This is a genomic window from Chelativorans sp. Marseille-P2723 (assembly GCF_902809845.1).
GTDB lineage: Bacteria > Pseudomonadota > Alphaproteobacteria > Rhizobiales > Rhizobiaceae > Chelativorans.
The window spans coordinates 312775-329920 of the sequence record NZ_CADDWI010000007.1 but is presented as its reverse complement, the minus strand read 5'-3'; the positions used below and the strand labels follow the sequence as shown (position 1 = coordinate 329920).

14 protein-coding genes are annotated in these 17146 nt (G+C 58.4%); 9 read left to right on the top strand and 5 right to left on the bottom strand.

Annotation, left to right across the window (positions count from 1 at the left end):
• The first annotated feature begins 236 nt into the window (after positions 1–236).
• Entirely contained in the window at positions 237–2849 is a 2613-nt protein-coding gene (locus HUS57_RS01605; protein WP_348640549.1) for a PAS domain S-box protein, read from the top strand.
• 692 nt (positions 2850–3541) lie between these two features.
• Here HUS57_RS01605 and HUS57_RS01600 read toward each other — a convergent pair.
• Both HUS57_RS01600 and HUS57_RS01595 read right to left on the bottom strand, forming a co-directional pair.
• The gene (locus tag HUS57_RS01600; protein ID WP_246727688.1) at positions 3542–4867 is read right to left on the bottom strand and encodes an NCS2 family permease; all 1326 of its coding nucleotides are present in this window, start codon (positions 4865–4867) and stop codon (positions 3542–3544) included.
• 574 nt (positions 4868–5441) lie between these two features.
• Entirely contained in the window at positions 5442–5681 is a 240-nt protein-coding gene (locus HUS57_RS01595) for a hypothetical protein (protein ID WP_173931177.1), read from the bottom strand.
• Positions 5682–5796: 115 nt separating this feature from the next.
• Between HUS57_RS01595 and HUS57_RS01590 the strand changes: the two genes are divergently transcribed.
• The 3 genes from HUS57_RS01590 to HUS57_RS01580 all read left to right on the top strand — a co-directional run bounded on the left by HUS57_RS01590 (position 5797) and on the right by HUS57_RS01580 (position 9296).
• Entirely contained in the window at positions 5797–6393 is a 597-nt protein-coding gene (locus HUS57_RS01590) for a TetR/AcrR family transcriptional regulator (RefSeq protein ID WP_173931176.1), read from the top strand.
• A gap of 13 nt (positions 6394–6406) precedes the next feature.
• A complete protein-coding gene (locus HUS57_RS01585) occupies positions 6407–7570 on the top strand; it encodes an isovaleryl-CoA dehydrogenase (RefSeq protein ID WP_173931175.1) in 1164 nt (387 codons plus the stop codon).
• A gap of 118 nt (positions 7571–7688) precedes the next feature.
• The gene (locus HUS57_RS01580) at positions 7689–9296 is read left to right on the top strand and encodes a carboxyl transferase domain-containing protein (protein ID WP_173931174.1); all 1608 of its coding nucleotides are present in this window, start codon (positions 7689–7691) and stop codon (positions 9294–9296) included.
• A 72-nt stretch (positions 9297–9368) separates the two neighbouring features.
• Here HUS57_RS01580 and HUS57_RS01575 read toward each other — a convergent pair whose 3' ends face one another.
• Positions 9369–9980, bottom strand: a complete 612-nt coding sequence (locus HUS57_RS01575; protein WP_173931173.1) for a DUF922 domain-containing protein — start codon at positions 9978–9980, stop codon at positions 9369–9371.
• A gap of 151 nt (positions 9981–10131) precedes the next feature.
• Between HUS57_RS01575 and HUS57_RS01570 the strand changes: the two genes are divergently transcribed.
• A complete protein-coding gene (locus tag HUS57_RS01570) occupies positions 10132–12090 on the top strand; it encodes an acetyl/propionyl/methylcrotonyl-CoA carboxylase subunit alpha (protein WP_173931172.1) in 1959 nt (652 codons plus the stop codon).
• 231 nt (positions 12091–12321) lie between these two features.
• A complete protein-coding gene (locus HUS57_RS01565; protein WP_173931171.1) occupies positions 12322–13122 on the top strand; it encodes a hypothetical protein in 801 nt (266 codons plus the stop codon).
• Between the two features lie 196 nt (positions 13123–13318).
• On the opposite strand, the gene HUS57_RS01560 is transcribed toward HUS57_RS01565, so the two are convergent.
• Positions 13319–13582: a sel1 repeat family protein gene (locus HUS57_RS01560; RefSeq protein ID WP_173931170.1), complete on the bottom strand. Its 264-nt coding sequence runs from the start codon at positions 13580–13582 to the stop codon at positions 13319–13321.
• Positions 13583–13857: 275 nt separating this feature from the next.
• Positions 13858–14559, bottom strand: a complete 702-nt coding sequence (locus tag HUS57_RS01555) for a glutathione binding-like protein (protein ID WP_173931169.1) — start codon at positions 14557–14559, stop codon at positions 13858–13860.
• A 181-nt stretch (positions 14560–14740) separates the two neighbouring features.
• Between HUS57_RS01555 and HUS57_RS01550 the strand changes: the two genes are divergently transcribed.
• The 3 genes from HUS57_RS01550 (at position 14741) to HUS57_RS01540 (ending at position 16703) form a co-directional block, all read left to right on the top strand.
• Positions 14741–14935, top strand: a complete 195-nt coding sequence (locus tag HUS57_RS01550; RefSeq protein WP_173931168.1) for a hypothetical protein — start codon at positions 14741–14743, stop codon at positions 14933–14935.
• Positions 14925–15122: a hypothetical protein gene (locus tag HUS57_RS01545; RefSeq protein ID WP_173931167.1), complete on the top strand. Its 198-nt coding sequence runs from the start codon at positions 14925–14927 to the stop codon at positions 15120–15122. The genes HUS57_RS01550 and HUS57_RS01545 overlap by 11 nt, the downstream gene beginning before the upstream one ends.
• A gap of 84 nt (positions 15123–15206) precedes the next feature.
• Positions 15207–16703, top strand: a complete 1497-nt coding sequence (locus HUS57_RS01540; protein WP_173931166.1) for an AMP nucleosidase — start codon at positions 15207–15209, stop codon at positions 16701–16703.
• Positions 16704–17146 lie beyond the last annotated feature (443 nt).

The following is a 17146-nucleotide window of genomic DNA, read 5'->3' as shown; positions in this document are numbered from 1 at the left end:
CAGCGGCCAGCCGCGGTGCACGTACTTCCCTCAGCCTTGTGAATGGCGGTCCGCCACGGCAAATAGCCGCGCTTGCGCAAACGGGCCTTCTACGACAAGATCGCGGCCAACTTCCTCGGTTTCATCAAGATCGCAAGCAATATGCCTGCGAATCCAAGGATTTATCGTCACTACAGGCGAATGATGGAACAAAAGTGCCATGAGCACGTTGCAGCTAGCTAAACCCTAGCGGGGGTATGATGAACGATAGAAAAACTTCCGACCTGAATGCCCAAGCTCTGGAAAAGCTGATTGGGCCGAGCGCCCTTTTGCAATCGCTTCCAATTGGCGTGTGTTGCTGCGATCGGGACGGCATAATCCGGTTTTTCAACCGTCGAGCTGTAGAGTTGTGGGGATTCGAGCCTCAGGCCGGTGAACCGGGAGCGCTCTTTAACGATACGTTCGCTCTTTTTTTGCCGGATGGGACACCCCTTGCTAGAGACCAGTGGCCTCTGCACGTCGTGATGCACACCCATCGGCCAGTTCGCGGCGCCCGCGTGGTAGTGCAGCGTGCCGATGGCTCACGCATCGAGGTGACGGTGGACATAGAACCGCTTTTCGATGAAGGTGGTTCTTTTGCCGGCGCCGTGAATTGCTTTCAGATCGTCGCAGAAGCGCAGCAAAGCAGCCAAAGGTCTGGGCAAAGCAGGCATGACCAGGACGGTTTCTTCGATAATGGTGCGGTGGCCCTCCACGTCGTCGACCGTGACGGAACGATATTGCGCGCCAACAAGGCTGAACTGGACCTGCTGGGCTATGATGAGTCCGAATATGTAGGCCGGAAAATCACCGACTTTCACGCCGACCAGGACGCCGCGGAGGAAGTTCTGCAAAGGCTGATGGGCGGGGAAAAACTCCATCGCTATCCCGCTCGCCTGGTTGCTAAGGACGGATCGGTGCGCCACGTGCTTATCACGTCCAGCGGTCTGCCAAGCAATGGCTTTTATCCTCAATACCTGACCGTCGACGTTACTGATGCTCGGCTCGCCGAGGCGCAGGCGCGTGATGGCGAGCAGCGTTTCTACGATCTGCTAGCGGCCTTGCCTGTGCCAGTTTACACCACCGATGCGGAGGGCACCCTTACTTTCTGCAATAAGGCCGCTGCCGAACTTGCCGGTCGAACGCCTGAGCTCGGCAAAGATCGGTGTCTGTTCGATAAAGTTTTCGCAACGGATGAAGCGCCGCTTTCCCCGGAAGATCTCCCGGCAGCACGGACCATCAGGACAGGCAAGCCGCTCGACGGTGTCGAGCTTATTGCCAGACGGCTGGATGGAAATTCGGTCCGCGGGGTAGTCTACACCATGCCGCTTTTCGGCATGGGTCATCTTACTGGCACAGTCAATATTGTCGTCGACATTACGGAACGCCACAAGGCGCAGGTCGAGTCCGCTCATCTGGCGGCAATCGTCTCGTCCTCGTCCGATGCCATCATCAGCAAGACGCCGGACGGCATCATCCGCTCCTGGAACGAGGCTGCGCGGCAGATATTCGGATGGGAGGCGAACGAGATCGTCGGGCAGCATGTTACAACGATCATCCCGCGGGAATTGCATCATCAGGAGGCCGAGATCCTCGGCCGGCTGCATAAGGGTGAGCGTATTGCGCACTTCGAGACGGAGCGGATTACCAAGGATGGACGGCGCATCGACATCTCGCTGACCGTGTCCCCCATCTATGACAGCTCCGGCCGCATTGTCGGCGCGTCGAAAGTGGCGCGCGACATTTCGGAGCGCAAACGGGCCGAGAGGTTACAGAGGCTGCTCATCAGTGAATTGAACCACCGGGTCAAGAATACGCTGGCAACGGTGCAGTCCATTGCCAGCCAAACGGTCTACCTGACAGGCAGCCCCGCCGAGTTTGCTGAAAGCTTCAGCGGCAGAATTCAAGCATTGGCGCTGGCTCACGATCTTCTTACCCGCAACTCCTGGCAAGGTACGGAAGTACTGCCTCTCGTGCGCGGCCAGTTGCTGCTCAATGACGGCGAGGACGATCGTATCACCTTTTCCGGCCCTTCTCTCGCGCTCGACCCACAGCCGGCGTTGCACCTGGCGCTGGTGCTCCACGAATTGGGTACGAACGCGCGCAAATATGGATCGCTTTCAGTGCCGGAAGGAAAGCTGTCTGTCACCTGGAGCGTCCGTGATGGCGATCCGCAGATGCTCGACGTAGAATGGCGCGAAGCGGGAGGCCCAGCGGTCGAGAAGCCGAAAAGGCGCGGCTTCGGGACAACCCTCATAGCAAAGAGCCTTGCGGCCCACGGAGGTGAGGCAACGATTCACTATCAACCGGAAGGAGTACGCTGCAATATCAGCTTGCCTATTTCCCGGCACGCGAAGGTGGATCTGGGCGGAGCGGTTGAGGCCACCACCTCCGCTCACACGCAGCGTCGCGGCATGCCACGCAGCATACATGGAAAACGAATCCTGATCGTGGAGGACGAGCCACTGATCGCGATGGATATCGCAGCGACGCTCTCGGAGGCAGGCTGCGTCGTGATTGGTCCGGCAATGAATTTCCAGAGCGCAAACCGCCTCATTGCCAAGGCTGCGTTCGACGCAGCGCTGCTTGACGCAAATCTTGGCGGTTATCCGGTGGAGAAGCTTGCCGCGTCACTGACGGCCAAAGGCATACCTTTTGCATTTCTTACCGGCTACGAGCGGGAAGCTCTGCCGGAGGAGTTCCGCCACGCGCCCCTCATCAACAAGCCCTTCACCCGGTGGGATGCCATTGAAATCATCGACAAACTCACGAGCGAAAAAAACACGGTTATTGGTGAGGGAACCGTGATCCCGTTACGCCAGGCGCTTTAGCCAGATGCAGGGCCGATGTTGCCCGACATTCGCGGTTGAATAGGATTCCGCAACCATGCCACGTGATACCAAATTGTCCTTCCCTGACGTCTAACTATTTCAGTCGTTCGCCTGAAGCCGCAGGGAAGGCAGCGTGGTGCACTTCGTGCCTAGCTTGGCGCAAATGAATCATCGCCTGCCTTCGTGGAAGCGATGAACAGGGGCTCGCCGGGATCAAGAAATAATGCGACCCGGAAAACTATGGCCCGCAACTGCCCTTGCCCTGTGTGAATGGCGAAGGCATTGATGACCTCCCTCGGACTGAGGTACGGCCTTTGCGCAGGAGGGAGCCACCGCCACTTCACTGGGATGCTGTCCAAGTTCAACTATGACGTAGCAGAGTTCCGCGCGCTTGTGATCGTTCCCTACGGCCCTCCCCTCCGCCGCTACCTTGTCACGGTCCGACTGCGGCATAGACAGCGTCCTGCCCTGCGCGTTCTTGAGGCGCACGCCGAGCAGGATGTCTTCCTGCGCAAGCCAACGGCGCCGGTGCCCGATCGCTGGACCCGTCATCTTCAACACAGAACTGGGCACTGTACCGGGATATGCCGGCATGGGATTGATCTTCCGGAAGCCATGCAGCCGGCACCTGGCCAAACGGAAAGGAAGGGCGCCTGCTCGCGCATGCGCCCTTCTCCGGTTAATGGGGATCGTCAGATGATTGCCAGCATGACGGCAAAAACAACGGCAAGCCCGATGACGGCCGGCGTGACTTCGCTGAGCCTGCCTGCAATGGCCTTCACCAGAACATAGGTGATGAAGCCGATACCGATGCCTGTCGCAATCGAGTAGGTGAGCGGCATGGTTATAGCGACAGCGGCGGCAGGAGCGGCCTCCGTCAGATCGTCCCAATCAATTTCCGAAAGCCCGCGAGCCATCACCACCGCAACGTAGAAGAGCGCCGCTGCCGTCGCATAAGCGGGGATGGATCCCGCCAGCGGCGAAAAGAACAGCGCCAGCAGGAAGCAAGCCGCCGTGACCACCGAGGCCAAACCCGTGCGAGCGCCGGCAGCCACACCGGCAGCACTTTCCACATAGCTCGTTGTGTTCGAGGTGCCCAGCAAGGCGCCGATGGTGGTTGCCGAGGAGTCGGCCAGCAGCGCCTTACGCATGCGCGGAAGCCTGCCGTCCTTGTCGAGCAGACCACCGCGATGTGCAACGCCTACAAGCGTTCCGGCAGTGTCGAAGAGGTCCACGAACAGCATGGAAAGCACGACAATCCAGAAGGTGCCCTGACCGATCCTGCTGAAATCGAAGGCAAACAGCGTCTCGCTCGGATTTGGGGGCATGGAGACCATACCGCCGTATTCCATCACGCCAAAGGGAATGCCAAGAAGCGCCACCACAAGGATGCCGATGATGGTGGCCCCGGGTACATTGCGATAGTTGAGCGCCGCGATCAGTGCAAAGCCAACCAGGGCGAGGATGACGCCTGGCGCCAGGAAATTTCCTGCTGTCACCAGCGTCGACGGATGATCCACGATGACGCCCGCATTGCTGAGGGCGATAATGCCGAGGAAGAAGCCGATGCCGGCAGATATTGCCAGCTTCAGCGTCATCGGTATGGCATTGATGACATACTCGCGTATCGGCGACACGCTCAGGATCATGAACAGCACGCCAGAGAGGAACACGCAGGCAAGCGCATCCTGCCAGCTAAACCCGTAGGTAATGACCACGGTAAAGGCAAAGAAGGCGTTGAGGCCCATACCGGGCGCTTGCGCGATGGGATAATTGGCATATACCCCCATAATCAAGGTGCCGATGAAGGCAGCAAGGCATGTTGCCACAAACACCGGACCAAACGGCATGCCTGCCTCGGACAAGATGGCCGGGTTGACGAAGATGATGTAGGCCATCGTCAGGAAAGTGGTGAGGCCACCCAGCACTTCCGTGCGTACTGTTGTTCCGTGTTCTGAAAGCTTGAAGTAAGCATCGAGCCCGCCCGTAGTGCTCGACCTAGCCATCTGATCAGCCATAATAATGCCCCTTTGTGGAGCGCGACTCACCGCGCTCAGTCGATTCGACTTGGTTGGCAAGCAAGGTCAAGTCATCAAGTAGACCGCCCACAATCTTCTTGCACGACGTTGCTCAAAAAATGGTGATTTAGGTGGTAATAGCGGAGGCGGCGAGGAAACATCGAGGATTCCTTCCTGCCGGATTTTGCAGCAACCGCCGCCGCTGTCCGTAGACCAGATCGTTCGCCGCCTCCAGGATGGCTTCCATCGCCTCAGCTTGCTTGAAGGCGAGCGAGTACCTCCACGACGAAAGTGAAATCGCCCCTGCACACGGTGGACAGCCGCTCCCGGGCATAAGAGTTCGTTGGAGCACGCAATAATCCCCGATTCCGGCCGGGGCGTCACTGGAACGAGCAAGACATGCCAGTTGCTCTGGTAGATCACCTTCATCTTCAGGAAGGCCTAGTAAAAGACGCATAGCCTGCCAGATCGTCGGCGACAATGTTGTAGATTACCCTGCGTATCCAGGAAGGTGCCATGCCTTCCCCTTTGTCTAAAATGCCGGTCATGCGGCAACCGATGGAGCGAGAGGTGGTCAGTCCATGTCCTCTTCGCCGCCTGCGCCGGAGTAACGTTGCAGGAGATCGACAAGTTCCGCGATCCTTCCCGTGGGCAGAGGCCGAAATTCGTTGACCAGCGCATCGTCGTTCACCAGCCAGGCATGAGCCTCCGCAAGTTCGCGCTCGTTGGCACCGGTAGCGGCAATCTCGGCTAGAAGCGTGTTGTCCACGGGTCCAAGAATGCGCTGAACGCCTTCTCTTGTCAGTGCTGTCATGAACCTACCTCCTATGCGCGCCGCGTAAACTGCGATCCCTTCCAGTTGTTCCAACATCCCCTATTGCAATAATTAAACGATCGTTCCTTAATTAAAAGAAGGAGGAGCGAAAGCCATGGCGCGAACCATTGGCTCAGATGGCGCGAAAACCAAACGGGCGATATGTGTGACTGCGCTGAAACTGATCGCCAGTCATGGCTACGAGGCCATGTCCATGCGACAGCTCGCCGCCGAAGTCGGCATTCAGCCAGCAACAGTCTATCGCTACTTCCCCACCAAGCAGGATCTGCTCTACTCGCTGATGCGGTCCCATATGGAGGCTTTGACTGCGTCCTGGCAGACCAGCCGACCGGCAGGAAGCGACCCCGTCGCGCAGCTAATGGCGTTTGTAGAGAACCACATCCGCTTCCACGCGTCGCGCAGGCATTCCACGCAGGTGAGCAATATGGAGCTTCGCAGCCTTTCTCCGGAAAGGCTTACCAACATCCTGCGCCTGAGAAACGGTTATGAAAAGGAGTTGCGGCAAATCCTGCGCGATGGCGCCGCGTCGAACTGCTTTCGCGTAGACGATATTGCGCTTACCGCGATGGCGATCATTCAGATGGTTACAGGCGTGATCGTGTGGTTCCGGCCGGACAAGCGCCTTTCCGTGGAAGAAGTCGCAGCTACCTATCACAGGATGACCCTGCGCCTCGTTGGCGCAACGAGCTGAGTCGGAGGGAAGCATGTATACGCAGACCCTGAAATTCGGCCTTGGAGAGGAAGTTGAGGCGCTGCGCGAACTCACCCACCGGTTTGCCCAAGACCGGATTGCACCGCTTGCAGCGGCGATCGACCGCGACAATGATTTCCCTCAACATTTGTGGAAAGAGATGGGCGCACTGGGGCTTCTCGGCGTGACAGCGGACCCCGAGCATGGCGGTGCCGGAATGGGCTATCTTGCCCATGTGGTGGCGATGGAGGAGATTTCACGAGCCTCCGCATCCGTCGGCCTGTCATATGGCGCCCACTCCAATCTCTGTGTCAATCAGATCAGTCGTTGGGGAACAAGCGCGCAAAAGGCGAGGTATCTTCCTTCCCTGCTTTCAGGCGAAGCGGTCGGCGCACTTGCCATGTCGGAGAGCGAAGCCGGCTCCGACGTTGTTTCCATGCGGCTGAGCGCCCTTAAGAAGAACGACCGTTATGTGCTCAATGGTTCGAAGATGTGGATCACCAACGGGCCTGACGCCGACACTCTCATCGTCTATGCCAAGACGGATGCCACTGCCGGGCGCCACGGGTTAACCGCCTTTATCGTGGAGGCGGGGATGGAAGGCTTCGCCGTTGCCCAGAAGCTCGACAAGCTCGGCATGCGCGGCTCCAACACTGGCGAACTCGTCTTCGAGAATGTCGAAATATCCGTTGAGAATGTGCTGGGCGAGGAAGGTAATGGCGTTGAAGTGCTGATGTCCGGCCTCGACTATGAGCGGGTCGTGCTGGCCGGCGGCCCGATCGGTATAATGGCAGCGTGCATGGATGTCGCCGTGCCGTATGTACGGGAGCGCCGGCAGTTCGGCCAACGGATCGGCAACTTCCAGCTTGTCCAGGGCAAACTTGCGGACATGTACACCACGCTGAACGCCGCTCGCGCCTATGTGTATGCGGTGGCAGCCGCCTGTGACCGCGGCGAAACCACCCGGAAGGATGCTGCCGGATGCATCCTCTACGCGGCGGAAGGAGCCACCCGTCTAGCGCTGGATGCAATTCAGCTCCTCGGCGCCAACGGATATATTAACGACTTTCCCGCCGGACGCCTCTTGCGTGATGCTAAACTCTACGAGATCGGTGCCGGGACGAGCGAGATCAGGCGCTGGCTGATCGGGCGGGAACTGATGGACCAAACGCATTAAATGGCGGAAGAACGAGGACACCTATCTGCGATACAACAGCGGCAGCGCGCAAGACGCGACCCGCACGGGGATCGCCCGAGCATATATTTTGAAGCCGTCCAAATTTTCTGAGGAAAACATGACTGTCATCCGCTCTGAAATTTCCACCTCGGGAGATCTTTTCCGAACGAATGATGCGCGGATGAGGGCTCTGGTGGCCGACATTGCGGAGAAGGCGGCACTGGTCGAGCGGGGTGGCCCGGAGGAGGCCCGCACACGCCATGTCTCGCGCGGCAAGCTGCTGCCGCGCGATCGCTTGGCTCGCCTTCTGGATACCGGCGCTCCCTTTCTGGAGATTGGACAGTTTGCCGCCTGGGATATGTATGACGGCGATATAGCCTCGGCGGGCCTCATTGCAGGCATCGGCCGCGTGGAGGGGCGCGAGGTGATGGTGGTCGTCAACGATGCTACGGTGAAAGGGGGCACCTATTACCCGCTCACGGTGAAGAAGCATTTGCGCGCGCAGGAGATCGCATTGGAGAACCGCCTCCCTTGCATCTATCTGGTGGATTCGGGAGGCGCCAACCTTCCCAATCAGGATGAGGTCTTTCCGGACCGCGATCATTTCGGACGCATCTTTTACAACCAGGCGAACATGTCGGCGGCAGGCATCCCGCAGATCGCCTGCGTCATGGGTTCGTGCACGGCGGGCGGAGCCTATGTCCCCGCCATGTCGGACGAGACGGTGATGGTGAAAGATAATGCCACCATCTTCCTGGGCGGCCCTCCCCTCGTTAAAGCCGCCACCGGAGAGGTGGTAACAGCGGCGGAACTGGGTGGCGCCGAAGTCCACACACGCCTTTCCGGCGTGGCCGATCATTATGCAGTGGACGACGAGCATGCGCTTGCCATTGTCCGGCGTATCGTCAAGAATCTGAATCGGCGGAAGACCATTGGCCTCGACCTTCAGGACCCTGCCCCGCCACTATACGATCCGCAGGAAATTTATGGCATCATTCCTGCTGATGTCCGCCAGCCTTATGACGTGCGCGAGGTGATCGCACGTATTGTGGACGGGTCTGAGCTCGACGAGTTCAAGCAGAACTATGGCACCACGCTCATCACCGGCTTTGCCCGCCTTCATGGAATGCCTATCGGCATTCTCGCCAACAATGGCGTCCTTTTCTCAGAATCGGCCCTCAAAGGAGCGCATTTCATCGAGCTGTGCTGCCAGCGCGGCATACCGCTTGTCTTCCTGCAGAACATAACCGGCTTCATGGTAGGCAAAAAGTATGAGGCTGGCGGCATTGCAAAGGATGGCGCGAAACTGGTGACTGCCGTTGCCACCGCGCGAGTGCCCAAACTTACAATCATCATCGGCGGCTCCTTTGGTGCAGGAAATTACGGCATGTGCGGACGCGCCTATTCCCCGCGTTTTCTGTGGATGTGGCCCAACGCTCGCATTTCGGTGATGGGTGGCGAGCAGGCCGCCACTGTCCTATCCATTGTCAAGCGTGAGGGCATAGAGCGAAGGGGTGGCGCCTGGACGGAGGAGGAAGAGGCCGAATTCAAGAAGCCGATCCTCGAAAAATACGAGCGCGAGGGGCACCCCCTCTATTCCTCGGCCCGCCTTTGGGACGATGGAATCATAGACCCGGCGAAAACGCGGCAGGTCCTTGCGCTATCCCTCTCTGCGGCGCTCAACGCTCCGGTGGAGCCGACACGCTTCGGTGTGTTCAGGATGTGACTTACGCAGCAAGGAAACGCCGGCCACATTCCGGCAACCGGAAACAGGGCCTTGCGACTGTTCATCGAACAGCTATTCGACACTGGGTGAAGCCTTGTCTCCATTCACCAACCCGAGCACCAGCCGGTGAACATTTCCGCCACTGCTCAATTCCTCCCTGTCGAAAAGACGGCTCCGCTCCTTGAGCTCGGCTACGAGCGGCACGAGACGGCGCTGGAGCTCGGCTCGCACCTTAGAGCAGTCCGGGTCGTCACGATCGGCGAGGCCGACGGACACTGCCTGGATCTTTCGCACCACATCGACAATGATCTGCCCATGCACCCGTTCATGCGCCTCAACTCCGGCAATGAAGCTCTCCCAAAGCCGCCGCGTCTTGGCAGGAAGCGTGCCGGAAACTTTCGGCAGCCTGTAGGTTATGACCAGGTTCGGCCGTGCTGACGCCAGCATGCACCCACCATCCCGCGGCTGGTAGTCCCGCTTCCAGGTGAGACGGAAATCCGTATAGGCGATGGCGCGGCCATTCGCTACCTTTGGCCCGTTCACGCCAATCGAACGGTAAAGCTGGATCCCCGTTCTTCCTGAGACGGCATAGGTCACGACCTTTTCAACCGGCATCCAATCGGCGCAGGCCGCGCCTGGAATGGTGCAAAGAAGCGCGATCACCATACGCGACAAAGCTTTCATCTACTGCCTTTACCTGCTGCCCGCATCATTGGCGTATGGAAAACCTTTCAGGCTTGCAACCGCCGGCCTTTCCACACCTGCGTGACGTGTGCCTGTTCCATAAGCTATAGATCGGCAAATCACTCGACGATGCTCGCTAATCGGGGTGCGGATGTTCAAGAAGATACTGGTTGCCAATCGCGGGGAGATCGCTGTCAGAATCATGCGCACGGCCGCGCGGATGGGCATTTCCACCGTAGCAGTCTATTCGGATGCTGACCGGGACGCACTCCATGGCGCGGGGGCGGATGAGGCGGTGCATATAGGCCCGCCTTCCGCTGCCGAGAGCTACCTGAACGGGGAGCGCATCATCGCTGCTGCCAAGGCGACGGGGGCAGAAGCCATTCACCCCGGTTACGGATTCCTGGCAGAGAACCCCGATTTCGTGGAAGCGGTTGAAAAAGCCGGGCTTGTCTTTATCGGGCCGACAGTTCCAGCCATCCGCGCAATGGGGCTCAAAGATGCCGCAAAGCAGCTCATGGAAAGGGCCGGCGTTCCTGTGGTGCCGGGCTACCATGATGAAGCGCAGGAACTCGTCGTGCTGGCCACCAAAGCCCGCGAAATCGGCTATCCAGTGCTTGTCAAGGCGCGGGCGGGCGGCGGTGGCAAGGGAATGCGCCGCATTGACCATCCGGACGAGTTCGCCGAGGCACTCGCCGCCGCTAAACGCGAGGCCAGGGCGTCCTTCGGCGATTCCCGTGTCATCGTGGAAAAACTGATCAAGAACCCCCGCCACATCGAGGTCCAGATATTTGGCGACCGGTATGGCAATGTCATTCACCTGTTCGAGCGCGATTGTTCCGCACAGCGGCGGCACCAGAAAGTGATCGAGGAAGCGCCTGCTCCAGGCATGACCGCCGCCATGCGCGCCGCCATGACGAACGCCGCTATACGGGCCGCCCAGGCGATCGGCTATGTGGGCGCGGGTACTGTCGAGTTCATCGTGGATGCATCCAAGGGACTTCGGCCGGACCGTTTCTGGTTCATGGAGATGAACACCCGGCTCCAGGTCGAGCATCCCGTCACCGAAATGGTGACCGGCCTCGATCTCGTGGAATGGCAGTTGCGGATAGCGGCCGGCGAAGCCCTGCCCCTTGAGCAGGACGCCATAGCTCTTTCCGGTCATGCCGTGGAGGCGCGCATCTATGCGGAGGACCCGGCCCGCGACTTCCTTCCGGCTACGGGCAAGCTTTACCATTTGCGCTTTCCTCAGGAAGCGGCTGGCACCGCGTTGCGGATCGACAGCGGCGTCAGGCAAGGCGATGAAATCCAGCCCTATTATGATCCCTTGATCGCCAAGATCATCACCCATGGGGAAAGCCGCGACGCCGCCCTTGAGGGGTTGGGCAAGGCGCTGGCAAAGACCGAGATCGCTGGCGCGACGGTCAATACAACCTTTCTTTCCAGGCTAGCACAAGACCCGGATTTTGTATCAGCTAAGCTCGACACTGACCTAATTGCCAGACGGCAAGCGGTGCTGACCGCGAAGTCAGAGCCAAGCACGCGTGCCAGCGCGGCAGCCGCCCTTGCCGCCTCCGGTGCCCGGTGGAAACCGCGGGCATCCGACCCCTTCGACAGCTTTTCCGGCTACACGCACTTTCATCCGCTGACACAGAAGCAAACACTCCATTATGGTGAAAAGGCGCTCACCTATGCAATTACCGGGCAAGGTGGTGGTCAGTTTTCGGTGCATTTGGAGGCGCCGGAAGGCGAGACTTTCGTGCTTTCCGTTGATGACCCGGAATGGCGGATTGTGGCCTGGCCGGGACATCTGACCGTGTTCGAAGGCGCGGAGGCACACACCTTCCAGCTGCACGACCCACTGGCACTCACCGAAAATGTTGGCGGGGGTAACGGATTGCTTGCGCCCATGCCGGGCCTTGTGAAGGTCGTGCGGGCGTCAGCAGGCGACGGTGTACGAAAGGGCCAGCCTCTTCTGGTTCTTGAGGCCATGAAGATGGAGCACACCATCACTGCTCCCCATGATGGCGTCATTGCTGAAATTGCGGCAGAGGGCGCTCAGGTGAATGATGGTACGATGCTTGTAAGATTTGTGGCGTCGGAAACTTAAAGGATACCGAAATGGTTAATGCTGCTCGTTCTATAGCGAACCCGTTTGGCTAGCTTGCGAGGCGGGTATATTCTTGAAACTTCGCACGTGTTTCCGGAACCGCTTACGGCTCTGTGCGGCCACTGTAGAAAAAAGCGATAAGATCATTGCTTCCTATATTGCTAGCTTAAGCTGCGCAGAGGGAAAACCCTTGCGAAGATTTCACAGCACTCGGCAATATATGGCGATAACATGAATTCTGTAGCTTTTAGTAAATTCAATCATACCGAAACATACGCTCAAAACTCGCGTGGTAACACGGCAAGGCCCGACGTCCTGCAAAGCCGGTATCTGGGCGAACTCGTACATGACGGTCGGAACCTGGCCAAGACGAGCACAGAAAAGAAGGAAATCAACCAGGTAGATGCTAAGGGCCTCCGCGACAGATACAACAAGGCTCAGGCCGATGTGGCGCAGTTAAATGATCGGAAGTATTCCCGCGAGCGCATCAACTACCTGAACAGCCTTCCTCCCGAAGAGGCTTTTCTGGAGGTCTCCCGTGACAATGTGGATTTTCTGTACGACTGGAAGGCCAAGAACCCGAATGCAAGCTGCGCGGATAAGCAGGCTGTCGAAAGGGCAATCCGGGCTGAATTGGAGATGCAGAAGGAGGTAAGGGACGCCATGGCTACGGGCGTTTTTGCCCGAAGGGAAACGGACAAGCCTTCAAACTGCGGCGAAGCTCCCTCCCGTCCTTCCCCGTGTGCCGTGCCTTCGCAGCAGACGCCCTCCTCCAGCAATCGGCAAGGCCCTTGCGTGCCAAGCTGCGGAAAGACAGCGTCCAATCTGCTGGACCGGATATTCAACTCGCTGAACACCTTCGACAAGATCCGCAACGAGCTGATCAACCTGCTCCGGGATCTGCTGGGCAATATTTCCGGCAAGGACAGCAATTGCAACGGCGGCGGCGGCAATGCCATGCAGGGCATTGGCATTCCGCCAAGCGGCTGCAAGAATCTCGGCATCTGCCGGTTCAACATCGGGTTCTATTGATAGGACGTGCAGCCTAGCGCGGATTGGGTCCCTACATCTGTTAGAACTTAATTCAGGCGGCACCCTGCGAACACAAAAACGCCGCGCCGGCTTCTTCAGCCCGGCGCGGCGCCATTCGACAGGCCTGCAGATCCACCTTTCCAAGCCATCTGGCGGGTCCGCTACACTGCCGCCGCCCTCCTACTTCTGGAAAAACTCAGTGCATTGTCATCCATTTGCGCGCTTCGCGAAGCGCTCGGGCAATATCGCCCTTTGTCATTGATGATGCAATCTTGGCGCGAACCATCGCCGCACGATCCGAACCCTTGATAGCAGCAATATTTAACCATTTGTGCGCTGCCACGAGGTCGACCTCGCAATCGCTTCCCCTTGCATACATCATCCCGAGCCGGAAAAACAAATCCGCCTCGGTGTTACCGCCTTTCGAACCTGAACCTTCCTCGACCCCAGCTTGCGCCACGTTTCAAATCCCCGTTTCATCCTGAGAGCGCCCGCCTTATTGGTGGCGATGTCGCAGGGCTGAAAATGCCCCCCAAGCGCTGAAACGGTCGTTAAATAATGTGCTTAATGTTGAGAAAACGAAGTGAAAACAATCCGTAAACAAGCTTTCTCCGTTAAGCATGGAAATGCCCGGCGGCCAAGCTTTTCCCCAATGCGGTTGGCGGAAGACTCTTAACGGTTCGGGTAAGCCTTCCTTAACCACATTGAAAGAACAGCAACCGAATTCAGCGCGGCTCAACGCGCGCGCTGACCGAAGAGAACCTTCTTTGCCTCGTCATCGTCGGCGACATTGCGGCGGTGTTCCTGACCAAGTGCCATCCCGCGCTGGACGGCAGAACGAGCCATAACCGTCTCGAACCACCGCTTGAGATTTGGGAATTCGTTGAGGTCTTGCCCCTGGTTCTCATAGGACGAGACCCAACCAACACAGGCGATGTCAGCTATGGAATACTCCCCGGCAAGGTAATCGCGCTGGGCAAGACGCTTGTTCATGACGCCGTACAGGCGGTTCACCTCGTTGGTATAGCGCTCGATCGCAGCCTGAATCTTCTCCGAAGCGTAGTTGCGGAAAAAATGAGCTTGGCCAGCCATCGGGCCAAGTCCACCCATCTGCCAGAACAGCCACTGGTCAACTTCAACGCGCCCCCTCTCATCGGCGGGGTAGAAACGACCGAACTTGCGACCCAGATATTGCAGTATCGCTCCCGACTCGAAAATAGACAGGGGCTCACCGCCAGGTCCCTCGGGATCGACGATTGCCGGCATGCGGTTATTGGGCGCGATCTTTAGAAACTCTGGCCGGAACTGCTCGCCCTTTCGGATATCGACGTAGTGGACATCGTAAGGAGCGCCTAGTTCCTCCAGCATGATCGAAATCTTCCAGCCATTCGGCGTTGGCCAATAATGAAGTTCAATCGGCAGTTTCTGAGTCGTCATCGCTTTCTCCTGGTCGAGCGAGCATTTTGGTTCGCAGGGCACACCCTGCTGGCATGATCAACGCCATTTGTGGCTGCAGATCAAGGCGTCAACCACTTTGAACGCCAGATGAACGGATGTCTCAGCACCCATTCAGGGGCTGGGGTGCATTCTGCGCATCCAGATAAGACGAGGAAACGGGATGTTTGCACGAAGCTTCACGATTGCGTGCCTGCTGATCGCGCTAATCGGCATGATCACCGCATCGATAGTGGCACGGGCAGACGGAAGCTCCTTTTCAGAGCAGGTGCAATGCGCCGAAGGCGTGCAGGCAAGCTGCGCTCATTACGAGAAAACGATGGAGCGCCTAAGGGCGGGTAGCGGCAATGCCGGTTAGGAAATCAGGAATTAGGGAACTCGGTCTGTTGATGTCGAGGGCAATGGTGGCAGTGGCTTTCATGACGGCGCCATTGGCCATGATCGATGTGGTGCAGGCGAGCGACGAGAATATCATCGAAGGAAGCTACAAGGCTGCCAGCGGCGCCGGCTTCGTGCTGATGGTCAGCCTGCAACGCGCCCGCTGAACCGGAACGTCCCTGAATCCAATGAGACGGTGATTGATGTCTGCTGCCGCTCGAAAATGACGATCAGAACACCTATAATGGGATATGGACAAGCGAACCTATCCTCAACCCATCGAGTTAATCTCCAGCCCGGAGCCGGTTGCCCGGCGCTCCTTTGACAACGCGTACGACGCCGTCCAGGCATTGAAGGAGATTTACGAGCGCAACACCGCCTTCCTGCGGGAAGCATTTGTGCATGTGGCTAAGACGGGCGAATCCGACCGCCGCTACCGGGCGTTCTATCCGGAAGTGAGTCTGTCGACCTCCTCCTTTGCGCAGATCGATACGCGCCTTGCCTATGGCCATGTTCCCGCACCCGGCGTTTATGCGACCACCATCACCCGGCCCGACCTCTTCGAGAACTATCTGACCGGCCAGCTTGGTCTGCTGGTCCGCAATCACGGGGTGCCGGTAACCGTCGCCGAATCGGAGATTCCGATTCCGCTGCATTTCGCCTTCCGGGAGGACGCCTATGTGGAGGGTGAGATTGGCGACAATCTTACGCGACCGCTGCGCGACCTGTTCGACGTGCCGGATCTCAACCACATGGACGACGATATCGTCAACGGCATCTACGAACCCGGCCCCGGCGAACCGTTGCCACTCGCTCCCTTTACCGGGCAGCGGATCGACTATTCCCTGCATCGCCTTCCCCATTATACGGCGACGTCACCCGAGCATTTCCAGAACTTCGTCCTGTTTACGAACTATCAGTTCTACATCGATGAATTCTGTGCTCTTGCGCGCCAGATCATGGAAGCGGGCGGAGAAGGTTACGAAGCCTTCGTAGAGCCGGGGAACATCGTTACCCTTCCCGGCGAGGGGGAGCCACAAGCCTCGCTCCAGCGCCTGCCGCAGATGCCGGCATATCATCTGAAAAAAGGCGACCATTCCGGCATAACCATGGTCAATATCGGCGTCGGGCCTTCCAATGCCAAGACGATCACCGACCACATCGCCGTCTTGCGCCCGCATGCCTGGCTGATGCTCGGACATTGCGCAGGTTTGCGGCACACGCAGGCGCTGGGAGACTATGTGCTGGCTCATGCTTATGTACGGGAGGATCATGTCCTCGACGAGGACCTTCCCGTCTGGGTGCCCCTGCCCGCGCTGGCCGAGGTGCAGGTTGCCCTGCAGGAAGCCATGGCCGAGATCACGGGTCTGTCGGGCTACGAATTAAAGCGCATCATGCGAACCGGGACTGTGGCGACAATCGACAACCGCAACTGGGAACTGCGCGAGCAGCGCGGACCGGTGCACCGCTTGTCTCAATCCCGCGCCATCGCGCTGGACATGGAATCGGCGACGATTGCCGCGAATGGCTTTCGCTTCCGCGTTCCTTATGGCACCCTTCTATGCGTTTCAGACAAGCCGCTTCACGGCGAGTTGAAGCTGCCGGGCATGGCCACGGACTTCTACAAGCGCCAGGTAGCCCAGCATCTCCAGATTGGTGTACGCGCGGTGGAAAAGCTTGCCGCCATGCCTGTCGAGCGCCTGCATTCTCGCAAGCTGCGCAGTTTCCTGGAGACGGCCTTCCAATAGCTGGTTCAACCAGGCGAAACAGCTTCCGCGACGGATGATACGATAAGTCCCCAAGCTGACGGCGACTGCGATGGTCAGGGCTCGCCGTCTTGGCCCCGGACAGTTGAGCATGCACGGAAGGCTAGGCAGGCACTGCGTCGCTCTTCACGTTCATTGATCCGTTTTGCAGAAATGTAAGTCGCCGCCTACGAAGCATGCTCCTCTCACCTGACACCCGTCATCCGGCACCTTGCTCCGGCTACGATTTCGCAGCATGTTGCAGGCAATGCCGCAAAGCCAAATCCTTACGTTCAAACCTATACCAACCACTTGCGCCGTCATGACCTTAATGCTGGCGATTCCGGTGGTCGCCGGCTTTTGGGGTACAATTCACGGCGCATTCGATTCCTTCGCCCATTTCCGAATCCATCTAGCCGCGCTCATAATATTCCTGGCGTTTCCCT